Here is an 18,978-nt window from a genome sequence, read left to right on the forward strand (position 1 = left end):
TCCGAAGGCACTGCACACCCGCCGCGCAGGAAACAGCGTTCGATTCACGCCGATCGAGAGTGCAGACGCGCCAACGGGTTCGCACCTAGCGTCGGTGTTGCCCAGCTGGGGCGACCCGCGCAGACCTGGCTCGCGGACGTCGCGACGATCCGGCTCGCGGGCACAGTGCTACCGCCAGGCTCGATGGAGGACGAGGCGATTCGATGAGGGTCCAGGCAGGAATTCGGCGGCGCACCGTGATGCTCACCGCCGTGCTCAGCACCGTGGCGCTGGTGGCCGGTGCGTGCGGCGGTGGCGACGGCGCCGGTGACGAGGTCCGCTCGGTGAACGGGCAGACCTACGATCTCTCGCCGCAACAGGCGAGCCGGGTACACGCGGACAAGGTGGATTCGATCGCCGCGCAGGTGCCCGCCGCGATCCGCGATCGCGGCACGCTGATCGTCACCGGATCCGCCGATGCCGGTGCGCCACTGCGCTTCTACGCCACCGACGACCGCACCGTGATCGGCTCGGAACTGGACTTCGCTTCGCTGGTCGCGGACATCCTCGGGCTGAAACTCGATGCGCGGACCGCGGATTGGGCGCAGAACTTCGTCGCCGTGGATTCCGGCGCGGTGGACGCGTTCATCTCCAACGTGACCGTCACCGAGGAACGCAAGGAGAAGTACGACTTCGCCACCTACCGCAAGGACACGCTCGCGCTGGAGCTGCCCAAGGACGCGAATTGGACCTACAAGGACCGGGAATCGCTGGCGGGCAAGCGGATCGGCGTGGGCAGCGGCACCAACCAGGAACAGCTGCTCGTGCAGTGGGATCAGCAGAACGTGGCCCAGGGCCTGCCGAAGATCGAGATCGCCTACTACCAGAAGACCACCGACTACTACCTGGCGCTGGCCTCGCACCGGCTCGATGGTTTCCTCGGCCCCGATCCCGACGCGGCCTACCACGTCGCCACCACGGGACAGACGAAGATCGTCTCGACCTTCTCCGGTGCGGGTGATGCGTTGCAGGCCGAGATCGCGGTGCTCACCAAGAAGGACAACGGTCTGATCGGTCCGGTGCACCAGGCGTTGCAGCACGCCATCGACCACGGCCTGTACCGCAAGGTGCTCGACCGCTGGGGCCTGGGCGGCGAAGCGGTGCAGCAGAGCCGGATCAATCCGCCCGGACTGCCGAAGAAGGCCCCGTGACCGGGCAGCCCGGCGACTCGACGACCCCTGCAGCACAGCCTCCCCGGAGATCGACCATGAAACGCTTTCTCGCTTCCCTCTGCGCACTCACCGCGACGCTCACCCTCGCGGCTTGCGGTTCCGGAACCCCTTCCGGTGACGCCGCCGGACCGCCACGACCCGGCGGAATCCTGCGCTACGGCCTGTCGCTCGCGCCGACCTGCTCGGATCCGGCCCAGTCCGGGACCAACCAAACCCTCTATGTCACACGGCAGATCGTGGATTCGCTGACCGACCAGGATCCGAAGACCGGCGCGATCACGCCCTGGCTGGCGCAGAGCTGGGAGGTGAGTCCGGATGCCAGGACGTTCACCTTCCATCTGCGGCCCGGGGTCACCTTCAGCGACGGCACCGCCCTGACCGCGACGTCCGTGCAGAAGAACTTCGACGCCATCGTGCACACGCTCACCGGCGCCAAGGCGCAGCTGGGGGCGAGCTATCTGGCCGGGTACACCGGGACCACCGTGCTGGATCCGCTCACCGCACAGGTCGATTTCGACCGTCCCAATGCGCAGTTCCTGCAGGCGTCCTCGACGCCGCAGCTGGGCATTCTCGCCGACGCCACGACTGCCCAGCCCGCCGATCGACGCTGCCTGGGCAACGATATCGGCAGCGGGCCGTTCACCTACGCCGGATACCGGCAGGGCGCCTCCGCGACGTTGGCCAAGCGTGTCGGATACAACTGGGGCTCAACAGTTTTCGGTCATCACGGGGCGGCGTATCTGGACCGGATCGAATTCACCGTGATCCCGGAGTCCGGGGTCCGCACCGGCAGCCTGTCCTCCGGTCAGCTCGACGCGGTGAGTGATGCACTGCCGCAGGACGCCCCGCAGATCGAGGGCTCCGGCGGTCGGTTGCTGGTCACGCCGAATCCCGGTGTCCCGTTCGGTATCCAGCCGAATCTGACCCGCGGTCCGCTGGGCGATCCGGCGGTGCGTGCCGCACTGCTGCCCGCGATCAACCGCAAGGAACTCGTCGATACCGTGCTTGGGCCGCAGTTCAAGACCGCGACCAGTTCGCTGGCCTCGAAAACCCCTGGGTACGTGGATCTTTCGAAACGCCTCGGCTACGCCCCCGATTCTGCGAAGTCGCTGCTGGACAAGGCGGGCTGGACGCCGGGCGGTGACGGCATCCGGGTCAAGGACGGTGTGCGGCTGTCCTTCGGCGTGCTGTTCAGCCATGCCTTCGCCGGGAATCAGGCGATCCTCGAACTGGTCCAGCAGCAACTGCGAACCGTCGGGGTGGACCTGCGCCTGGAACCCGCGTCCGACGCGGAGTACGCGGCGCGCCAGAGCCGCAAGGACTTCGATGCGCTCTACTACAACACCACCCGCGCGGACGGCGACATCCTGCGCACCGTCTTCGGACTGGACGGCCAGAATTTCAATGTGCGCGGCCCGATTCCGGATCTGGACCGGACGTTGTCGGGTGAGTTGCAGACGACCGACACCGCGGCGCGATCCGAGCTCATCGGTCAGGCGCAGCAGCAGGTCCTGGACAACGGGCTGTGGATCCCCACGATCGAGCTGTCCCAGACGATCGGGGCGTCCGCGGCGGTGTCGGATCTGAAGTTCGAGGCCTCGGCCCGGCTGCAGTTCTTCGACACCTGGCTGCACCGGTGACCGGCGGCGGGCTCAGCCCCGTCGCCGGCGGGCCCGCGGCGCGTGCCAGTGATAGCGCAGGGCCAGCACCCGGAAGACGACCGCACCCGCCGACGCCGCCGCACCGGTCCAGGCGGTGAGCGCGCCGAAATGCAGCAGTGCCGCGGCCACACTCGCGCCGAGCAGTGCGGGCAGCGCGTAGATCTCCTGATCCGGGCGCAGCACGCTGGGCTGCACACCGGCCAGCACATCGCGAATGAGTCCGCCGCCCACCGCGGTGAGTACGCCGAGCAGTGCCGCGGGCATCGTGGCCAACCCGTGCTGATACGCGGCGACCGTGCCGGTGACGCTGAACACGCCCAGCCCGACCGCATCGGCCAGATCCAGCGGCGTCGCGACCAGCCGGGGCGGCGGCCGCCACAGGAAGATGATCGCCGCGGCCAGGATCGGCAGGCCGAGGTACCACGGATCGGTCAGCGCGACCGGCGGCACCGCGCCGATCACCACATCGCGCACCACGCCGCCGCCGAAGGCCGTCGCACAGGCCAGCACGGCGATGCCGACCATGTCGTAGTCCTTGCGGACCGCCAGCAGCGCACCGGAAACCCCGAAGGCGAATACGCCGAGCAGGTCCGCGGCCCGCTGCACATCCTCGGCCGTCGAGGTCAGCGCGATCATCGAATCCCTTCACCGTCCGGTCAACTCCGGGCTACCACAGAATAGTAGGTCGGGCCGATCGTCGGGCGGGCGAAACCCCTCAGCGCTTGCGCCGGGTGTGCAGCCCCGGACGCGATCGCGCGGACTTGTTGCGGTACATGGCCGTATCGACGGTGTGCATGAGATCGTCGATGGCGGCGGGAGGTTCGTCGACCAGCGCCGTCCCGATCGACGCGCCTACCGAGATCGTATGTCCCGCAATCGCTATCGGATCGGACAGTGCGTCCAGCAACCGCCGGGACAGGATCTGCAGTCCGGTGTCGTCCCGGCATTTCTCGATCAGCACGATGAATTCGTCGCCGCCCAGCCGTGCCGCGAGCCCGCCGGGTTCGGCGACCTCCCGCAACCGCTCGGCCACCGCCTGCAACACCCGGTCGCCGACGGTGTGCCCGTACGCGTCGTTGATCTCCTTGAAGCCGTCCAGATCCAGGTAGCACAGACCGATCGACGGCGTGGCGTGGGCGAGCCGGTCGAAGAACAACACCCGGTTGGCCAGGCCGGTCAGATTGTCGTGATGTGCGTCGTGCCACAGCTGATCCGACAGCGCCTTGCGCTCGGTGATGTCCACCGCGACGCCGATCAGGAAACGTATCTGCCCCCGCTCGTCGCGGACCGCCGACATGGACAGGTCGATCGCGGTGCGATACCCGCTGGGATGGGTGTACCCGGTCTCCAGCCGGAAACGGTCGATCCCGCCCTCCAGCAACTGCTGGAACTGCGCGTAGGCGGGCCCGATGTTGATCGGCCCGAGTACGTCGGCGACCTGCATTCCGGTGATGGATTCCGCTGGGGCGCCGAACATTTCGGCCATCGCGGCGTTGACGTCCACCACCTGTCCGGTGCGCACGTCGATGGTGCCGATGCCGACCGAGGCGCCCGCGAAGATGGCCGAGAACCGTGCCTGCGACAACTGTCGCTGTGCTTGGGCCTCCCGCATCGCCGACAGCGCCGCGGCCACCGTCGTCTCCTGTTCGGACAGCGCCGCCGCGCGCAGGGCCGCGGTGAATCCGGCGGCGAATTCCGCGGCCACGTCGATCGCGCGTTCGCGCACCCGCTCCGGATCGGGCAGGGCCCCGTCCCGCCGCGGATCGGGGGTTTCGACAGCGGCGCGAACCATGTCCCGGCAGATCACCGAGACGGTGCGGCTGACCGCCGTCTCGTCCCGGTAGTTGGCCGCGACCAGCGCCGCGGCGGCGACCCGCGCGCAGTCCAGGCCACCGTCCCCGCGCAGCGCGGCGAGCAGTTGTTCGCACAGTCCGGCCAGCAGGGCCTCGATCTGCGTCCGGGTCAGGGTGGGGGCGACGACGCCGTCGAGCGCGTCCGCCCAGCGCACCGCCAGATCGTGCGAACCCACCTGAACACCCCTGTCCGAATCGCCCCCGGTCAGACCTTACGGCCCACACCCGCCAGACCGAGTGAGCGCCCCGGCGTCTCGTGCAGGTCCCGGTCGGATTCGGGATGCCACAACGGTAATTCGACCACGCCGGGCTCGACCGTCTCCCAGCCGTCGAACATGGCGGTGATGCTCGCGCGGTCGCGGAATCGGATGCCGGTGTGCGACTGGTTCGCCGACAGATCACCGAGCCGGGCCGCGTCGCCGGGCCGCTGGGCCGAGCTCAGATGGGAGATCGCCACATAACTGCCGGTGGGCACCGCGGTGCGCAACTCGCCGACCAGTTCGCGCGGGCCCTCGTGATCCTGCACCAGATGCAGTACCGCGATCAGCAGCAGGCCGACCGGCTGGGTGAAGTCGATCAAGCCGCTGTCCGCGGCCCGTGCCAGCAGATCCGCCGGTTTGCGCAGATCGGCTTCCAGGGCGTCGGCGTGGTCGTTGCCGACCAGGATGGTCCGCGCCTGCGCGACCGCCACCGGATCGATGTCGACGTACAGCACGCGGTTGCGCGGATCGATCGCCTGGGCCACCTCGTGCACGTTGCCCGCGGTCGGAATGCCCGAGCCGATGTCGAGGAACTGGTGGATACCGGCGTCGGACAGATACCGGACCGCCCGCCGCAGGAAGGCCCGGTTGCTCAGGGCCAGTCGCGGCAGATCGGGCACCAGCTCTCTGGCCATCTCCGCGGCCTTGCGATCGATCTCGAAATTGTGCGAGCCGCCCAGCAACGCGTCGTACATCCGCGCCGGGCTCGCCTTCGTCATGTCGACGCCGTCGGGCGCCCACGTCGGCCTGTCCACTCGAATCCCCTTCGTATTCGCGATCCGACCGCCCGCACGCGGCGGGTCGTCCGGCACCCGATCACCCCGGGACGGGTGCATCTGCATGCTATCCGCGCTGTATGAGTCGGAACTGTGAACTTCGTCGGGAATCACACGAGGTTGATCGAGTCCAGTACGCGGGTGCCGATCTCGGTGTCGCCGGTCACCGCGACGGCGCAGGCGCGCCAGGGCACGCGCCGGGTGCTCCACTGCGGGAACTCCACCGACATCGCCGCGATGTGGGCCGTGGCCCCGGCGGCGCGTCCCGGCCGCACGCGCAGCCGTCCGCCGCGTGGCTCGAGCCGCCAGGTGCCGCCGCCCGGACCGGTGAGGGTCAGTGCCACCGGAGTGTCGAGCCAGCTCAACGCCTCCCGGTGCGAATGCTCGAGCAGTGTGGTCAGCCAGCGCAGGATCGAGGTCATCCGGCGCGGGTCGGTGGGCGGAGTGGGGCGGTCCAGCGCCGGGGAGATGTCGTGGCGCACATGGGTGTGCCATTCGTACACCAGCATGGCCGGCGCGAGTTCGAGTGGGTACCAGCCCAATTCGCCGTACGGGATGCGGATCGCGTTGAGCCCCGGCATGGTCAGCACGGTCAGGGCGGCAATGCCGCGACGGCTCCACGTCTCGAATTCGCCGGGGAGCTGTTTGGTTGTGTGCGAACGCTTTTCGTCGACGAGTCGCTCATTCAGGCGTTCCACGTCGCGGGTGGTCATATAGGCCGCGGCGGTCGGGGTGAGGATCGCGCGCAGCACGGTGGTCATGTGGATGAGCACGTCGGCGACCGACCAGCCCGCCGCCGCGCTGGGCGCGCCGAGGTCCGCGGCGCTCAGGTCGCGGCAGAAGTCGAGCACGGCGCGGCGCTCGTCGTGCAACGCGGGCAGATGTGCCGAACTCATCGCATCGCCCCGTCGACCGCCGGACTCCTCATGGAGTCCGGACATTACCCGGTTACGGCCCGGCTGTCCGTGCCGAGGAGGAATACCCGAAGATTGCTGCGTGACATGGAATCGGTGTGTGCGGTTGCGGCAATCGGCGTCGCGAGTTCTCCGCAGCCCCTACGATTCTCCTGGTTGGTCGAGTTCTCGGGATCGGGTCGGAGGTGGCGGTGCGGTTGCGGCAGCTGGGTTTTGCCGAATGATTGCTGATCTTCGAGGCGAGGTCGAGGCGCATCCGGCGATGTGGACTTGTCGGTGCTATGGGGCATGCTCTTGGCACGCAGACGTCAACGAACCCGCCCGGAGTGCACCATGTCATCGCGTCGAACGAAGCCGCAGCCGTTGTCCGACACAGAAATTCGGCAGATCGCCGCGGACCTCGCCGCCGATCGCCCACCCATGGTGTGGTTCACCGCGGAAGCGGTCGGGGTGCCCGAGGGTCGCTCGGGGAAGGTACTCGCGCTCGGTGATCCCGCCGAGGGCGATTTCCTCCAGGTGCGTCCCACGGGTTCCAAGGATGTGCTGTCGTTCTCGCCCACCGAAGTGACGCTGACCAAACCGGCCCGGCGCACCGCGCCCCCGGCCACCGCGAAACCCAGGAAGGACACCCCAGTGAGCATGCCGTCGTCCGTCACCCCGTCGCCGCAGCCGCCCAGCCCGGCTCAGGAGACCGCGGCCCCCGCGCAACCGGCCCCGGCCGTCGCCAAGCCCGCCGGGCCCAAGCCCACCGCCGAGTCCGACAGCTCCGCCGAGAACGGCAAGGCCGCCGCCAAGCAGCCCGCCCGCCCCGCGAAGGCCGCCCCCGCCCGCAAGGCGAAGACCCCCGAGGTCACCGTCACGTTGTCCGGCACCGCCGACGGGGAGTGGACCGTCGACGTCGTGAACGGCAAGAAGCGCACCGTGCGCGGCCTGACCGTCGCGGGCTCGTCGGTGGCCCAGGCCGCCAAACTCCTGCACCCCGAGGTCGCCGAGGTGGTCGACTCGGTCCTGGAGTCGGTGCGAAACTCCCAGCGCGTCAAGGTGGAACAGCTCCAGTCCGAACTCGAACACGCGCGTCGCCTCCTCGACGAGCTCTCGGGCTAGCGAGTCTTCGACGCCACGCCGTCGGCCGATTACGGGGTTCGCCCGCGTGATCCGAGGTGGGCCAGGATCGCCCACTGCTGCCCGCGTCGGCGCAGGATGAATACTTCACCGGCCGGGGCGATACTGTCCGCCTCGTCCGAAGGGGTCAGGGTGGTGGTGACGAATACGACCTCCCCACCCGAGGCGATGTAGTGCACACGTCGCTGTCGTGCCGGACGTGCGGTGGCGCACACCTGGCGGTAGTACGTGTCGACATCGGTACCGAATGCGGCGCTGTCATCAGCGGGGTAGCACGCGCCGTATTCGGCGAACACGGCTGTGACCGCGGCGCTGTCGCCGCACGCCAGTGCGGTGTCGTAGCGGTCGAGCACGGCCAGCACCTGTTCGTCGAGGGGCTGGACGTTGGTCGCGCCGGTCATGCCAGGGCTCCGATCTGCGGCGCGACGATCGGCGCTGTCGTCGGTGGCGACGTGGCCGATGCGGGTTCGTCACGGCCGGGGGTGTTCGCGCTGGTGATGAGCTGCTGAATCTGCCGGTGCAGGCGTAATGCCGCCCGCGGGTGCAACGACCAGGCCCGATATTCGCCGCCGTCCCAGGTGTACACCGAGATCCAGTACACCGGAACATTTTTCGCGTTGGCCGGAACGACCGGCGTGAATTCCTCTTCCTCGCTCGCCGGGTCGGCGTTCGCGCCCGACTCGCCGGTGAGCGTCACCTCCGCCTTCTGCAGTCCGACCGGCACCGGCGTCAGGAAGGCCGCGCGCTCGTCGTCGCTGGTCAGCGTCCGGTAACCGGGGTGGTCGCGGTCGCGTAGGGCAAAGAGCGCATTCCGCTCCACGTACAGGCCGACGACCCGCTGTCGCTGCCGGTACTGCCGAAAACCCATCACTCGCAGAACTCCTCATGTGGGGCGTCCATGTGACGCATATCGCTACGAACACGAACACTATGCATCACAACACTCTCCGTAGCAACTGTTCGCATGAGTAATATCTTCGTATGGAGTCTTGCGGGGTGTATTGTCCGAATGCGAAACCGACGAAGGAGACGTGGGTATGGAGGTCGAGGCGTTGAGCACCGACGAAGAAAGTGCGTGGCGGTCCTACCTGCGCTCGCACGCCCTGCTCACCCGCACCCTCGACGCCGAGCTACGCGCCGAACACGGCATGACGTTGCTCACCTACGACGCCCTGGTGCAGTTGTCCGAAGCGCCGGGCCAGGCGATGTACATGCGGAATCTGGCCGCCGCGCTGCTCTACAGCGCCAGTGGACTCACTCGCATCGTCGACGGCCTGGAGAAATCCGGCTACGCCGAACGCCGGATCGACCCCGCCAATCGGCGCGCGACCCTGGTCACGCTCACCCCCGAGGGAGTTCGAGCCCTGCAAGCGGCATGGCCGACCCACGTCCGCGGCGTCCGTGGCCATTTCGCCCGCTACCTCGGCGACGGTGAGGCACCGGTCCTGCGTCGCGTGCTGGCGGCCGTGGCGCAGGACCTCGAGACCGCTCCCGCCGGATCGTCGACAGCCGCGACGTAACACCGGCGCGCGGGCCCCGATGGATTCCCTGCCAGTGGGTCGCTGATCAGTGCAGTCGCATCGAATGAACTGGACCGAGCGGCGATCCGGACCTCGATGCAGCGTCATCGAACCGTGGTGCGGGAGGCGGCGACAGAGTGCGGCCGCCCACCGCGTGAGTTGTCCACCAGCGAACCGTGCGTCGCACAGGTTCCCGATCGCCCAGGGGTGCGCGTTGTTGCTGCATTTGATCGCCCTGCTCGCCTCCGCTGTCGTCGCTGCGGTCCTCGCGGCACGCTCCGCCGGGTCCGGCAGGCGTCGTCGAGCCGAGGCGCTGGCCCTTGTGACGGCCACGAACCACGAAGCGATCCCGGCAGGCATGGATTTCCCGGTGCGTTCGGTGCAGGTGCGAACCTGCGGGCGAATCGTCACCACGGGCCCGGTTCGATAACCGTGGCAGCCGCCGAGCTAGACGGCGGTTTCGCGGGTTTTGTGACTTTCGCGGCGCCAGACTCGGCGCGATTCGGGGTGGCCCTGGTGGCGCATCTCGTCGTGGAAGACGTAGCCGAGGGTGTATTCCTTGGCGTGGTACATGGCCGAATCCGCTTCGCGCAGTAGGTCGTAGACCGAGGTTTCGGCGGGGGTGGGCTCCGTCGGGAGCGCTGTGGGGACGTCCTGTGCGAGGAATGCCTCGGCCGGGGCCGAGGCCGGGCATGGGACGGTGTGGCCGCGGATCTCGTGCACCGAGCCCGCCGGGCGGGCGGAGCCCACGGCGATGCCGATGCTGGCCGTGATCGAGACCGCGCCGACGCTGAGTTCGAAGGGATTGTCGAACGCGGCGATCAGCCGTTCGGCGAGGGTTGCGGTGTCCGAGCGGTTCGCGCAGGTCAGCACGACGAACTCGTCACCGCCGTAGCGGGCGGCCACGTCGTCGTGCCGGATGACGCGGCGGATGCGGGCCGCGGCATTGGCGATCAGCTCGTCGCCGATGGCGTGGCCGTAGCTGTCGTTGACGGATTTGAAGCCGTCCAGATCGATGAACAGCAGGCACAGTGTGCGCCCGGCCCACCGCTCGTGATTGCGGGCGGGGGCGCGCAGCAGAGCCGAGCGGTTCAGCAGGCCGGTGAGCATGTCGTGATCGGCCTGATACTGCGCGCGTCGCTCGCTGCGCGCGCTGCGCCCGATCGCGCGCTCGCTGCGCGCCAGCACGCCGATCAGCAGTCCGGCCAGCAGGGTGGAGACCACCACTCGATCCACCACGCCGGGCCGATGGCCCATGGTCGGCACCAGCGAGGCGACCACGAGTGCGACCGCGATGACACTGGCCCGCTGACGCGACTGATCGGGCCGGATGCGCTGCTGCTGGCCCAGGGTGACCATGGTCGGATGCAGCGCCGCCAGCCCCACCAGCAGATACGCGCCCAGCAGCGGAACCAGCAGAATCTGCAGCGGCGGGTGGATCGACCCGGCCGCCACCAGGTTGTAGCCGAAATCGGCGATCAGGATCGCCAGCAGACTCGTATGCAGCAGGCGCAGTGAGGTTTCCGAGCGCATCGCGGTGACCACCGAATGGGTGACCACGGTCAGCAGCAGCGCATCGATGACCGGGTAGCAGGCCGCGATCACCGCGCTCGCCCCGTGCCCGCTGCTCAGGATCGGCGAGATCAGGAACGTCCACGAGGCCAGCAGTGCGCCCAGGCCGATCAGCCCGGAGTCCAGCAGCAGATCGTTGCCGCCGCCGTGCACGCGGCGCGGCGCGAGCCACAACAGCGCCGCGAGTAGTACGCCGCCATATCCGGACAGGGTGAACATGTCGTCGAACAGGTACTGCTCGGCCGGTATGAGATCGCGCAGCGTGATGCCGAAACCGAACAGTACGGCCGATCCGGCCAGCAGATACCACGGCATCGGTGCGGGCGGGTGATGTCGGTGCACGCCGACGGCGATCATCGCCACCGTCATCACGACGACCGCCGCCAAGACGGTGGTGACGACCGCTTCCGCGGCGGTGAGCAGGGGGAGCGCGATCATGACCGCGGCTATCATCGGCACGAATGCGCGCCACAATGGCCCGGCCAGATGCCGGAGGTCGACCGTGTGCTGTTCGCTGAGCATCATCAGTCCCCCTTGTCCGCTCCGTCCCCGATGAACCGTGCCGCGTAGTAAGTCTGGGAATCCTCCACTGCGATCTCGACGGTGGCCCGTTCTCCGATCGCCGTCCGCAGAGCGTCGGCGAACGAGAAGCGAGAGTTGTTGTATGAGCAGATGTCCCAGCCGACGGCCGCGCGCTCCGCCGCCAATATCCGGACGACTGATTCGATCATGACATGAAATGCGGCCCCTTGTCGCGCGCCCGGCGCGACCAATGTGAACCCTGCATAGTAGATCGCGTCACGCTCGGCGTGTTGGGGAAAACGCGCCGCGAAATATTCGGGACTGATCCACGGAACGGTCTCCAGATGACGAGTCAACGTGGTCAGACCGATCGGTTCGCCGTCGGGCGCGCGGGCCACGTGCTTCTGGATTCGCGGATCTGTCATCTCCTGATGGAATTCGCCCGGATGCAGAACCTGCCGTGCGATCGCCCGAGTGCGTAATGGACCGAACGCGTCCTCGTAGAGCAGTTGGAAGCGTTCGATCTGCGGATCCGGAATCGTGGTCTCCACGCTGACCCGGATGCCGCCGGCAGCCGAAGTCGCTGTACGACTTGATCTTTCCGGTTCCTCGGGTTCGGTCACGGTTGGTTCCATCCCGCCGTGTTGTACGCCGCCAGGGCCAGCGCGCAGGTCGGCCGTCCGTCGGAGGTGGCCGCGATCGTACTGGTGCACACCGGCCCGAAGACCCCGGCGCGGGCCGCTGTCATCTCGGTCAGGCTCGCGTGGATGAGTTCGTCGACCGCCCTGGCGGTTTCGGCCTCGTGCTCGACGAACAGGCCCGCGCCGGAGCCGTCGTCGCGTACGGTCCAGCCGATTCCGGCCGCCGCGGTCGCGCCCTCGGTCTCGGCGAATTCCACCGCGTACACGCAATACAGCCGATCGCCCCAGACGATGGGTTTGCGCACTCTGCGGGTCCGCTCGATCGTGGCGTGTGGCGGGATCACCGACGACAGGCGGACCAGATTCGCTTCTCCCACACCGAGTTCGCGCAGCGCGGCGTCGAATGCGGAGATTCTGGTCGACCCCACTCCGACCGCCGCGCCGACCTCGATGGTCAGCGCGGCGGGGCGGGGTGGGGCGGTACTTCCGGTTCCGAATGTGCCGTGGTGTCGGTGGGTTATGAGCATCCTGTGATCCTTCCCCCGGGGATCCCAGTGTTGCATTTTGAAGGGTGATCTTGCGGCAAAACTTCCTGGAACTGAAAAACATCGTTTCATATCTGTCGCGTATCACCCCCGGTTGCGTGAACACCCGTCGGCGGGTCGGTGCATACCTCGGATGTGAACGCTAACGGCCCGCTAAGATCCGGACACGACCAAGTGGTCGAATGAGGATTTATCGGACAGGAGGGCCGCATGCCACCCGCTGCAGCGCCACCAGGAATTGTCGAATCGGTGCTGGCAGGAGGCCCGGCACACGAAATATTGGCCGAAGGCGGCGGGCTGCGCCTGGACGCCTCACCCGTCGACTACGTCCTTGTCGCGATCTATTTCGCCTTCGTACTCGGCATCGGCTTGTTGGCCCGTCAGCGGGTGTCCTCGAGCATCGATTTCTTCCTGTCCGGGCGCTCGTTGCCCGCCTGGGTCACGGGTCTGGCGTTCATCTCGGCGAACCTCGGCGCGGTCGAGATCATGGGCATGTCCGCCAACGGCGCCCAGTACGGCATGCCGACGATGCACTACTACTGGATCGGCGCGATCCCGGCCATGCTGTTCCTGGGCGTGGTCATGATGCCGTTCTACTACGGCTCCAAGGTGCGCAGCGTGCCGGAGTTCATGCGCCGGCGGTTCGGCACGGGCGCGCATCTGGTCAACGCGCTCAGCTTCGCGATCGCCCAGGTGCTCATCGCGGGTGTGAACCTGTACCTGCTGGGTTCGATCGTGAACGTGCTGCTGGGCTGGCCGCTGTGGGTGTCGATCATCGTCGCCGCGGCGATCGTGCTGTCCTACATCACGCTCGGTGGTCTGTCGGCCGCGATCTACAACGAGGTGTTGCAGTTCTTCGTCATCGTGGCCGCGCTGCTGCCGCTGACGCTGGTCGGCCTGCATCGCGTCGGCGGCTGGAGCGGGTTGAAGCACCAGATCGCCGCCAAGGTCCCCGATGCCTCGCAGCAGATCCACTCCTGGCCGGGTAACGAGCTCAGCGGCTTCTCCAACAACTTCCTGTCCATCGTCGGCATCGTGTTCGGTCTGGGCTTCGTGCTCTCGTTCGGTTACTGGACGACCAACTTCGTCGAGGTGCAGCGCGCGCTGGCCACACATTCGATCTCCGCGGCGCGGCGCACCCCGATCATCGGGTCGTTCCCGAAGATGTTCATCCCGTTGATCGTCGTCATCCCCGGAATGGTCAGCGCGCTGATCGTGCCGCAGATCGCGGAGTACAAGGCGACCGGCAAGGGCGATGTCACGTACAACGACGCGCTGCTGTACCTGATGAAAGACGTTCTCCCCAACGGACTTCTGGGTGTGGCGCTGACCGGTCTGCTGGCCGCGTTCATGGCGGGCATGGCGGCGAACATCTCCGCGTTCAACACGGTGTTCAGCTTCGACCTGTGGCAGCAGTACGTGAAGAAGGACAGGCCGGACGGCTACTACCTGAATGTCGGGCGTTGGGCGACCGTGGGCGCCACGGTGGTCGCGGTCTTCACCGCGTTCATCGCCGGGAACTTCTCGAACATCATGGACTACCTGCAGACGCTGTTCTCGTTCTTCAACGCGCCGCTGTTCGCCACGTTCATCGTCGGTATGTTCTGGAAGCGGATGACCGCGACGGCCGGTTGGGTCGGTCTGGTGTTCGGCACCCTGTCCGCGATCTTCATCTTCATTCTGAGCGAGACCGGGGTGATCAACCTGTCCGGTCAGGGCTCGAGTTTCCTGGCCGCCGGTGTGGCCTTCGTGGTGGATATCGTGCTCAGCGTGGTGGTGAGTCTGGTGACCGCGCCCAGACCCGAGGCCGAACTGGTCGGGCTGGTGTACTCGCAGACCCCCAAGGCCAGCCTGACCGATGCCGACGCCGCCACGTTGCCGTGGTATCAGCGTCCGGTACTGCTCGCGGGGATCTCCCTGGTCCTGGTCATCGCGCTGAACATCTTCTTCGGATAAGGAAGTGACGTAATGCTTTTCGATATCCGCACAATCGTCGGCGGGTTGCTCGGCATCTACGGCGTGATTCTGATCATCGTCGGGGCCGTCAACCACAGCGCCGCGGATCTGCAGCGCAGTGGCGGCTGGAACACCAATCTGTGGTCGGGGATCGTCATGGCGGTCATCGCCGTCGGATTCCTGATCTGGGTTCGCCTGCGGCCCACGCAGGTGCCGCGTCAGACCGAATCCAGCAGTCCCGCAGAGTAATCGGGACGCTCACGCGGTAGTGAAACGCTCGGCCGCGACGGCAACTGTGCCGTCGCGGCCGAGTCGTTGGATCAGGTGTCGAGGAACTGCGCGGCGAAGACGTCCTCGATCCGCAGGCGACGCGGGGACAGGCCCTGCTCGTAGTGGTAGCGCAGATAGGTGTCCAGGGCGGCGCGGTTGGCGGTGATGCCGTAGGGCCAATGGTCCGGGCCGAACTGAGCCTCGTTGCGTTCGATCAGGGCATTCATCCACGGGACCATGGTGGGGACCTGGTACAGCCTGCGGTCTCGGCGGTAGCGTTCGGCGGCTTGGTCTTTCGCGCGGCAGAAGGTGTCGTAGACCTCGCGGACCAGGTCGGGGCGGGTGTCGAGCAGGTCCTGCCGGACGACGACGGTGTGCATGATCGGGAAGATGCCCGTGCGGCGGTGGTAATCACGCTCGAGCGGTTCGAAATCGGGGAACAGGCGGGCGACGTTCGGGGATCCGTCCAGTGCGCACTGCGGGACGTTCGCCGAGAACAACGCGTCGATCTCACCGGCATCGAGCATCTCGCTCAACGTCGCGTCCGCGGGCGCGTTGGTCACCTGCACGTTCGAAGGATGCGGGTGCGGGATGAAATCGAAAGGCGGCGAGGCGTATTCGAGTCCGCCGATCACCCAGCGGTTCGCGGCGGGATCGAATCCGTACTCGTCCATCAGGATTCCCTTGGCCCACACGCCCGAGTCCTGGCCGTAGGTGCCGAATTCGCCGATGGTCCGGCCGGTCAGGTCCGCCGGGCCCGTGATTCCGCTGTGTGTGTTGACGAAGACGCAGGAATGCCGGAACACGCGGTTCGGGAAGATCGGCAACGCGACATACGGCAGCCCGGATTCCAGCAGCCGCAGGTAGAAGGTGAGGCCGAGTTCCGCGATGTCGTACTCGTTCTTGCGCACCGCTCGCTCGAATATCTCCGGCAGGGTGGCCGCGGTCCGCATGGCGATGTCGGTGCCGTCGAGGCCGACGCTGCCGTCGAACAGCGCCGCGGTCGTATCGTATCGGTAGGTTCCTATGGTGAGGGTTTCGTCGGTCATCTCGACTCCTTTCGAACTCCTTTGTCGGCGAGCTGATTTCGATATTTCCCGACCCGGCCGCAGTGCGTCCAACACCCTTTCCGCACGTCCCATACCGCGTGGGTATCGTGTTGCGGTGGACCTTCGCTCGCTCCGGTACTTCGTGGCCGTCGCACAGGAGCGGCACATCGGCCGCGCGGCGCGTCGTCTGCACATGACCCAGCCGCCGCTGAGCCGCGCGATCCGGGAGCTCGAGGACGAACTCGGCGTCACCCTGTTCGAGCGCACCTCGAAGGGCGTCACCCTCACCCCCGCGGGGACGGTGATGTTCGACGAGTCGGTCGCGCTGCTGGAACACGCCGACCTGCTTCGTACCCGGGTGACCGCCGCGGCCGGCGCCACCACGCTCACGATCGGCACGCTCGCGGATACCGCCGAACTCGTCGCGGGAACGCTCGTCACCCGATTCCGCGAGCAGCATCCGTCGGTCGAGGTGAGTATCCGCGAGGCCGACCTCGGTGATCCGACCGCCGGGCTGCGCGCCGGGTTGGTCGACGTGGCATTGACTCGAACTCCGTTCGAGGACAACGGAATCAGCACCCGAGTCCTGCGCCGGATCCCCGTCGGCGTGGTTCTGCGCGAGAACGACCCACTGGCCGGGCGCGAGTCGATCGGCTCGGACGATCTGACCGACCGCCGCTGGGTCCGGCTCCCGGACAACGCCGATCCACTGTGGGCGGCCTACTGGACCGGCGGCCCGCCGGACGGTTCGTCACCGATCGTGCGGACCATCCAGGAATGCCTGCAATCAGTCCTGTGGAATGCGACATCGGCTCTCGCGCCCCTCGATCAGCCCCTTCCCGCAGGTCTGGTCGTCGTCCCGTTCCGCGATCGCCCTCCGAGTCATCTGGTGGTGGCGCAATCCGAGGCTGCGCCGAGCCCGCTGGTCCGCAGTTTCGTCCAGCTTGCGGTGGACAGCTTTCGCTGAGCCCGTGCGGGTCAGAGCGTGATCACGATCTTGCCGTGCACGTGACGTCCGGCCTGCATCGTCACCGCATCGCGAATCTTCTCGATCGGGAAGGTCGCGGCGATCGGCACGGTGAGCGTTCCGGCGAGGATCGCGTCGCTGATCCGGGTCATGTCGTCCGGGCCCGCGTTCATTCCGCCGGTCGCGCGCGCACCGCCGGGAGGATTGGGCCCTGCGGCGACAGTGGAGATCCGCTCGGGCGGAACACCCAGTGCGAGTGCGGTTTCAGCCGTTTCGGTGCCGAACAGATCGGTGGCGGCGGTCACGCCCTCGGGGGCCGCGGCGCGCACCCGATCCGCCAGTCCGGGGCCGTAGGTGACCGGTTCGGCGCCGAATCCGCGCAGGAATTCGAAGGTGCCTTCCGACGCCGTCCCGAGCACTCTGGCGCCGGCGAGCTTCGCGAGCTGGACGGCGAACACGCCCACACCGCCCGCTGCACCGCCGATCAGGACGGTGTCGCCGGATCGCAGATCGATCGCCGTCAGTGCGGCGGCCGCGGTCATACCGGCTACCGGAAGCGTGGCCGCCACCTCGTCGCTGATGCCCTCCGGTGTGTGCCAGAGCCCTTCGGCCGCTCCGGCGCGCGTATCGACCACCACCAAATCGGCGGCGGCCCGACCCATCGCACCACCGTAGACACGGTCGCCCACAGCGAAACCCGTTGCGCTGTCACCGACTTCGTCCACCACGCCGGCGAAGTCGTAACCGAATCCGGCCGGCACGGTGATGCCGAACTGCGCCGCCGCCTCGGGCTGCGCGGCGATGAGCCAGTCCATGGGATTCAGACCGGCGGCGGTGACGCGGACGCGGACCTCGCCCGGTCCGGCATGCGGTTCCGGAACCTCGCGCAGCTCCAGTACCTCGGGACCGCCGAACGTCTCGTAGATGACGGCTCGACTCATTGCGACCTCCAGAGAAACAGTAACGGGACTTGGTTCCATCACTGTACCGCAGTGACGGGACCAAGTCCCGGTACGATGTGGGCATGGCCCGCTGGCAACCAAACGCATCACAGCGACTCGTCGTCGCCGCTCTCGAACTGTTCGAGGAGCGCGGCTACGAGAACACGACGGTGATCGAGATCGCGGAGCGCGCCGGACTCACCAAGAGCACCTTCTTCCGGCATTTCCCCGACAAGCGGGAGGTGCTGTTCGGCGGCGGCACGATGACCGGACTGCTCGTCGACGGAATCACCGCGGCCCCGGCCGAAGCCGGCCCGCTCGAAGCGGTGGCGCACGCCCTGGACGTAATCGGCAGAGAAGCCTTCCCGCCGGAACGCCGCGAGTTCGCCGCCCGGCGGCAAGCGGTCATCGCCGCCCACCCGGAACTGCGGGAACGCGAGGCGCTCAAAGGTCTGGGCCTCACCGCGTCGATGATCGAAGCGCTGGAACGCCGCGGCGTCCCCGACCTGACCGCCCGCGTCGTCGCCGAACTCTGCGGGATCGCCTGGAAGATCGCCTACGAGCGCTGGAGCGACCCGGCCAACCACGACGAGTTCGGCGAACTCGCCCGCCGAACCCTCGCCGAAGTGCAAGCCGTAGCGGAATCCCAGAGTCGACCGTGATCGAGCCGGCGAGTCGAACACCCTGGTGCTGATCTGAACGATGCAGACTCGTCGGGGCGCGGGCGCGGGCGCGGGCGCGGGCGCGGGCAAGGGGCAAGGGCAAGGGCAAGGGGCGATCCTGCGAATCGCCTACGTGGCCCGATCCGCCGCGTGGTGAGTGCTTCTCCGGGTATTCCGTCCTGTTCTGCTGCCTGAGATCTTCGAGTCCCCTGTCCGTCATTGTGGGTGAACTGGGCCGGGGCGACGATTTGGCTGGGTACAGATTTCGTAATCGAACCGCAGTCGTTGTCTATGACGCGGCAACGTTGGGGCGGGGCGCTGTGCCCAACGTCGAGAAGTGCTCGCGACAGCGGGCTGTCGGCAATGGTGGGTGCTGCTGTGGTTTCGGGTTGGGGTGCGTGTTTTGTCGTGCGGTTGCGATCATGGGTCCTCGTAGACTGGAATTGATCAGCGGTTCTCTGAAAATTGGTGTGTGCGTGGATGATTGGGTCAGTTGTCCAGGGTGAAGATTCTGATTTCACATGGATTCGCGGGGT

The 18,978-nt window shown here is 67.4% G+C and carries 19 protein-coding genes; 8 read left to right on the forward strand and 11 right to left on the reverse strand.

Annotated features, from left to right (window positions below):
- Positions 1 to 203: 203 nt before the first annotated feature.
- Positions 204 to 1,190: an ABC transporter substrate-binding protein gene (locus tag K7711_RS41640; protein ID WP_235748618.1), complete on the forward strand. Its 987-nt coding sequence runs from the start codon at positions 204 to 206 to the stop codon at positions 1,188 to 1,190.
- A gap of 56 nt (positions 1,191 to 1,246) precedes the next feature.
- On the forward strand, positions 1,247 to 2,851 hold the full coding sequence (locus K7711_RS41645) for an ABC transporter substrate-binding protein (protein ID WP_222977668.1): 1,605 nt from the start codon (positions 1,247 to 1,249) through the stop codon (positions 2,849 to 2,851).
- 12 nt (positions 2,852 to 2,863) lie between these two features.
- On the opposite strand, the gene K7711_RS41650 is transcribed toward K7711_RS41645, so the two are convergent.
- The 4 genes from K7711_RS41650 to K7711_RS41665 form a co-directional block, all read right to left on the reverse strand.
- The gene (locus K7711_RS41650; protein WP_222977672.1) at positions 2,864 to 3,508 is read right to left on the reverse strand and encodes a trimeric intracellular cation channel family protein; all 645 of its coding nucleotides are present in this window, start codon (positions 3,506 to 3,508) and stop codon (positions 2,864 to 2,866) included.
- Positions 3,509 to 3,587: 79 nt separating this feature from the next.
- The gene (locus K7711_RS41655; protein ID WP_222977673.1) at positions 3,588 to 4,901 is read right to left on the reverse strand and encodes a sensor domain-containing diguanylate cyclase; all 1,314 of its coding nucleotides are present in this window, start codon (positions 4,899 to 4,901) and stop codon (positions 3,588 to 3,590) included.
- 29 nt (positions 4,902 to 4,930) lie between these two features.
- Positions 4,931 to 5,740 carry an SAM-dependent methyltransferase gene (locus tag K7711_RS41660; RefSeq protein WP_308015191.1) on the reverse strand — a complete coding sequence of 270 codons (810 nt, stop codon included), beginning with the start codon at positions 5,738 to 5,740 and terminating at the stop codon, positions 4,931 to 4,933.
- Positions 5,741 to 5,871: 131 nt separating this feature from the next.
- Complete coding sequence (locus K7711_RS41665; protein WP_222977674.1) at positions 5,872 to 6,657, reverse strand: DinB family protein; 786 nt, start codon at positions 6,655 to 6,657, stop codon at positions 5,872 to 5,874.
- Between the two features lie 351 nt (positions 6,658 to 7,008).
- Between K7711_RS41665 and K7711_RS41670 the strand changes: the two genes are divergently transcribed.
- On the forward strand, positions 7,009 to 7,779 hold the full coding sequence (locus tag K7711_RS41670) for a DUF6319 family protein (RefSeq protein WP_222977677.1): 771 nt from the start codon (positions 7,009 to 7,011) through the stop codon (positions 7,777 to 7,779).
- 29 nt (positions 7,780 to 7,808) lie between these two features.
- On the opposite strand, the gene K7711_RS41675 is transcribed toward K7711_RS41670, so the two are convergent.
- Positions 7,809 to 8,198 carry a nuclear transport factor 2 family protein gene (locus K7711_RS41675; protein WP_222977681.1) on the reverse strand — a complete coding sequence of 130 codons (390 nt, stop codon included), beginning with the start codon at positions 8,196 to 8,198 and terminating at the stop codon, positions 7,809 to 7,811.
- A complete protein-coding gene (locus K7711_RS41680; protein ID WP_222977682.1) occupies positions 8,195 to 8,665 on the reverse strand; it encodes a hypothetical protein in 471 nt (156 codons plus the stop codon). The genes K7711_RS41675 and K7711_RS41680 overlap by 4 nt, the downstream gene beginning before the upstream one ends.
- Before the next feature lie 169 nt (positions 8,666 to 8,834).
- On the opposite strand from K7711_RS41680, the gene K7711_RS41685 reads away from it, so the two are divergent.
- Positions 8,835 to 9,317, forward strand: a complete 483-nt coding sequence (locus K7711_RS41685) for a MarR family winged helix-turn-helix transcriptional regulator (RefSeq protein WP_222977812.1) — start codon at positions 8,835 to 8,837, stop codon at positions 9,315 to 9,317.
- 447 nt (positions 9,318 to 9,764) lie between these two features.
- Here the strand turns inward: K7711_RS41685 and K7711_RS41690 are convergent, their stop codons facing one another.
- Genes K7711_RS41690 through K7711_RS41700 form a run of 3 tightly spaced genes read right to left on the reverse strand, consistent with a single transcriptional unit; the run spans position 9,765 to position 12,579 of the window.
- On the reverse strand, positions 9,765 to 11,414 hold the full coding sequence (locus tag K7711_RS41690) for a GGDEF domain-containing protein (RefSeq protein WP_235748619.1): 1,650 nt from the start codon (positions 11,412 to 11,414) through the stop codon (positions 9,765 to 9,767).
- Positions 11,414 to 12,034 (reverse strand): hypothetical protein, encoded by a 621-nt coding sequence (locus tag K7711_RS41695; protein WP_235748620.1) that lies wholly within the window; start codon positions 12,032 to 12,034, stop codon positions 11,414 to 11,416. Before K7711_RS41695 ends, K7711_RS41690 begins: the two co-directional genes overlap by 1 nt.
- Complete coding sequence (locus K7711_RS41700) at positions 12,031 to 12,579, reverse strand: pyruvoyl-dependent arginine decarboxylase (RefSeq protein ID WP_222977684.1); 549 nt, start codon at positions 12,577 to 12,579, stop codon at positions 12,031 to 12,033. The genes K7711_RS41695 and K7711_RS41700 overlap by 4 nt, the downstream gene beginning before the upstream one ends.
- A 228-nt stretch (positions 12,580 to 12,807) precedes the next feature.
- Between K7711_RS41700 and K7711_RS41705 the strand changes: the two genes are divergently transcribed.
- Complete coding sequence (locus K7711_RS41705) at positions 12,808 to 14,553, forward strand: sodium:solute symporter family protein (RefSeq protein ID WP_222977686.1); 1,746 nt, start codon at positions 12,808 to 12,810, stop codon at positions 14,551 to 14,553.
- 12 nt (positions 14,554 to 14,565) lie between these two features.
- On the forward strand, positions 14,566 to 14,802 hold the full coding sequence (locus K7711_RS41710) for a hypothetical protein (RefSeq protein ID WP_222977688.1): 237 nt from the start codon (positions 14,566 to 14,568) through the stop codon (positions 14,800 to 14,802).
- A 71-nt stretch (positions 14,803 to 14,873) separates the two neighbouring features.
- On the opposite strand, the gene K7711_RS41715 is transcribed toward K7711_RS41710, so the two are convergent.
- On the reverse strand, positions 14,874 to 15,872 hold the full coding sequence (locus K7711_RS41715; RefSeq protein ID WP_222977689.1) for a substrate-binding domain-containing protein: 999 nt from the start codon (positions 15,870 to 15,872) through the stop codon (positions 14,874 to 14,876).
- A 115-nt stretch (positions 15,873 to 15,987) separates the two neighbouring features.
- Here K7711_RS41715 and K7711_RS41720 point away from each other — a divergent pair, with 115 nt between their 5' ends.
- Positions 15,988 to 16,839 (forward strand): LysR family transcriptional regulator, encoded by an 852-nt coding sequence (locus K7711_RS41720; protein ID WP_222977691.1) that lies wholly within the window; start codon positions 15,988 to 15,990, stop codon positions 16,837 to 16,839.
- An 11-nt stretch (positions 16,840 to 16,850) separates the two neighbouring features.
- Here the strand turns inward: K7711_RS41720 and K7711_RS41725 are convergent, their stop codons facing one another.
- Entirely contained in the window at positions 16,851 to 17,780 is a 930-nt protein-coding gene (locus K7711_RS41725) for an NADP-dependent oxidoreductase (protein ID WP_222977693.1), read from the reverse strand.
- Between the two features lie 83 nt (positions 17,781 to 17,863).
- Here K7711_RS41725 and K7711_RS41730 point away from each other — a divergent pair, with 83 nt between their 5' ends.
- On the forward strand, positions 17,864 to 18,442 hold the full coding sequence (locus tag K7711_RS41730; protein ID WP_222977695.1) for a TetR/AcrR family transcriptional regulator: 579 nt from the start codon (positions 17,864 to 17,866) through the stop codon (positions 18,440 to 18,442).
- The last annotated feature ends 536 nt before the right edge of the window (positions 18,443 to 18,978 follow it).

This window comes from Nocardia coffeae (genome assembly GCF_019890715.1).
GTDB lineage: Bacteria > Actinomycetota > Actinomycetes > Mycobacteriales > Mycobacteriaceae > Nocardia > Nocardia jiangxiensis.

What these genes read in the sequence shown, in the direction of transcription:
- K7711_RS41690 (WP_235748619.1), bottom strand. Translation starts at nt 11,414, where the DNA reads ATGATGCTCAGCGAACAGCACACGGTCGACCTCCGGCATCTGGCCGGG.
- K7711_RS41710 (WP_222977688.1), top strand. Translation starts at nt 14,566, where the DNA reads ATGCTTTTCGATATCCGCACAATCGTCGGCGGGTTGCTCGGCATCTAC.
- K7711_RS41715 (WP_222977689.1), bottom strand. Translation starts at nt 15,872, where the DNA reads ATGACCGACGAAACCCTCACCATAGGAACCTACCGATACGATACGACC.
- K7711_RS41680 (WP_222977682.1), bottom strand. Translation starts at nt 8,665, where the DNA reads ATGGGTTTTCGGCAGTACCGGCAGCGACAGCGGGTCGTCGGCCTGTAC.
- K7711_RS41725 (WP_222977693.1), bottom strand. Translation starts at nt 17,780, where the DNA reads ATGAGTCGAGCCGTCATCTACGAGACGTTCGGCGGTCCCGAGGTACTG.
- K7711_RS41640 (WP_235748618.1), top strand. Translation starts at nt 204, where the DNA reads ATGAGGGTCCAGGCAGGAATTCGGCGGCGCACCGTGATGCTCACCGCC.
- K7711_RS41700 (WP_222977684.1), bottom strand. Translation starts at nt 12,579, where the DNA reads ATGCTCATAACCCACCGACACCACGGCACATTCGGAACCGGAAGTACC.
- K7711_RS41650 (WP_222977672.1), bottom strand. Translation starts at nt 3,508, where the DNA reads ATGATCGCGCTGACCTCGACGGCCGAGGATGTGCAGCGGGCCGCGGAC.
- K7711_RS41675 (WP_222977681.1), bottom strand. Translation starts at nt 8,198, where the DNA reads ATGACCGGCGCGACCAACGTCCAGCCCCTCGACGAACAGGTGCTGGCC.
- K7711_RS41685 (WP_222977812.1), top strand. Translation starts at nt 8,835, where the DNA reads ATGGAGGTCGAGGCGTTGAGCACCGACGAAGAAAGTGCGTGGCGGTCC.
- K7711_RS41670 (WP_222977677.1), top strand. Translation starts at nt 7,009, where the DNA reads ATGTCATCGCGTCGAACGAAGCCGCAGCCGTTGTCCGACACAGAAATT.
- K7711_RS41705 (WP_222977686.1), top strand. Translation starts at nt 12,808, where the DNA reads ATGCCACCCGCTGCAGCGCCACCAGGAATTGTCGAATCGGTGCTGGCA.
- K7711_RS41730 (WP_222977695.1), top strand. Translation starts at nt 17,864, where the DNA reads ATGGCCCGCTGGCAACCAAACGCATCACAGCGACTCGTCGTCGCCGCT.
- K7711_RS41665 (WP_222977674.1), bottom strand. Translation starts at nt 6,657, where the DNA reads ATGAGTTCGGCACATCTGCCCGCGTTGCACGACGAGCGCCGCGCCGTG.
- K7711_RS41645 (WP_222977668.1), top strand. Translation starts at nt 1,247, where the DNA reads ATGAAACGCTTTCTCGCTTCCCTCTGCGCACTCACCGCGACGCTCACC.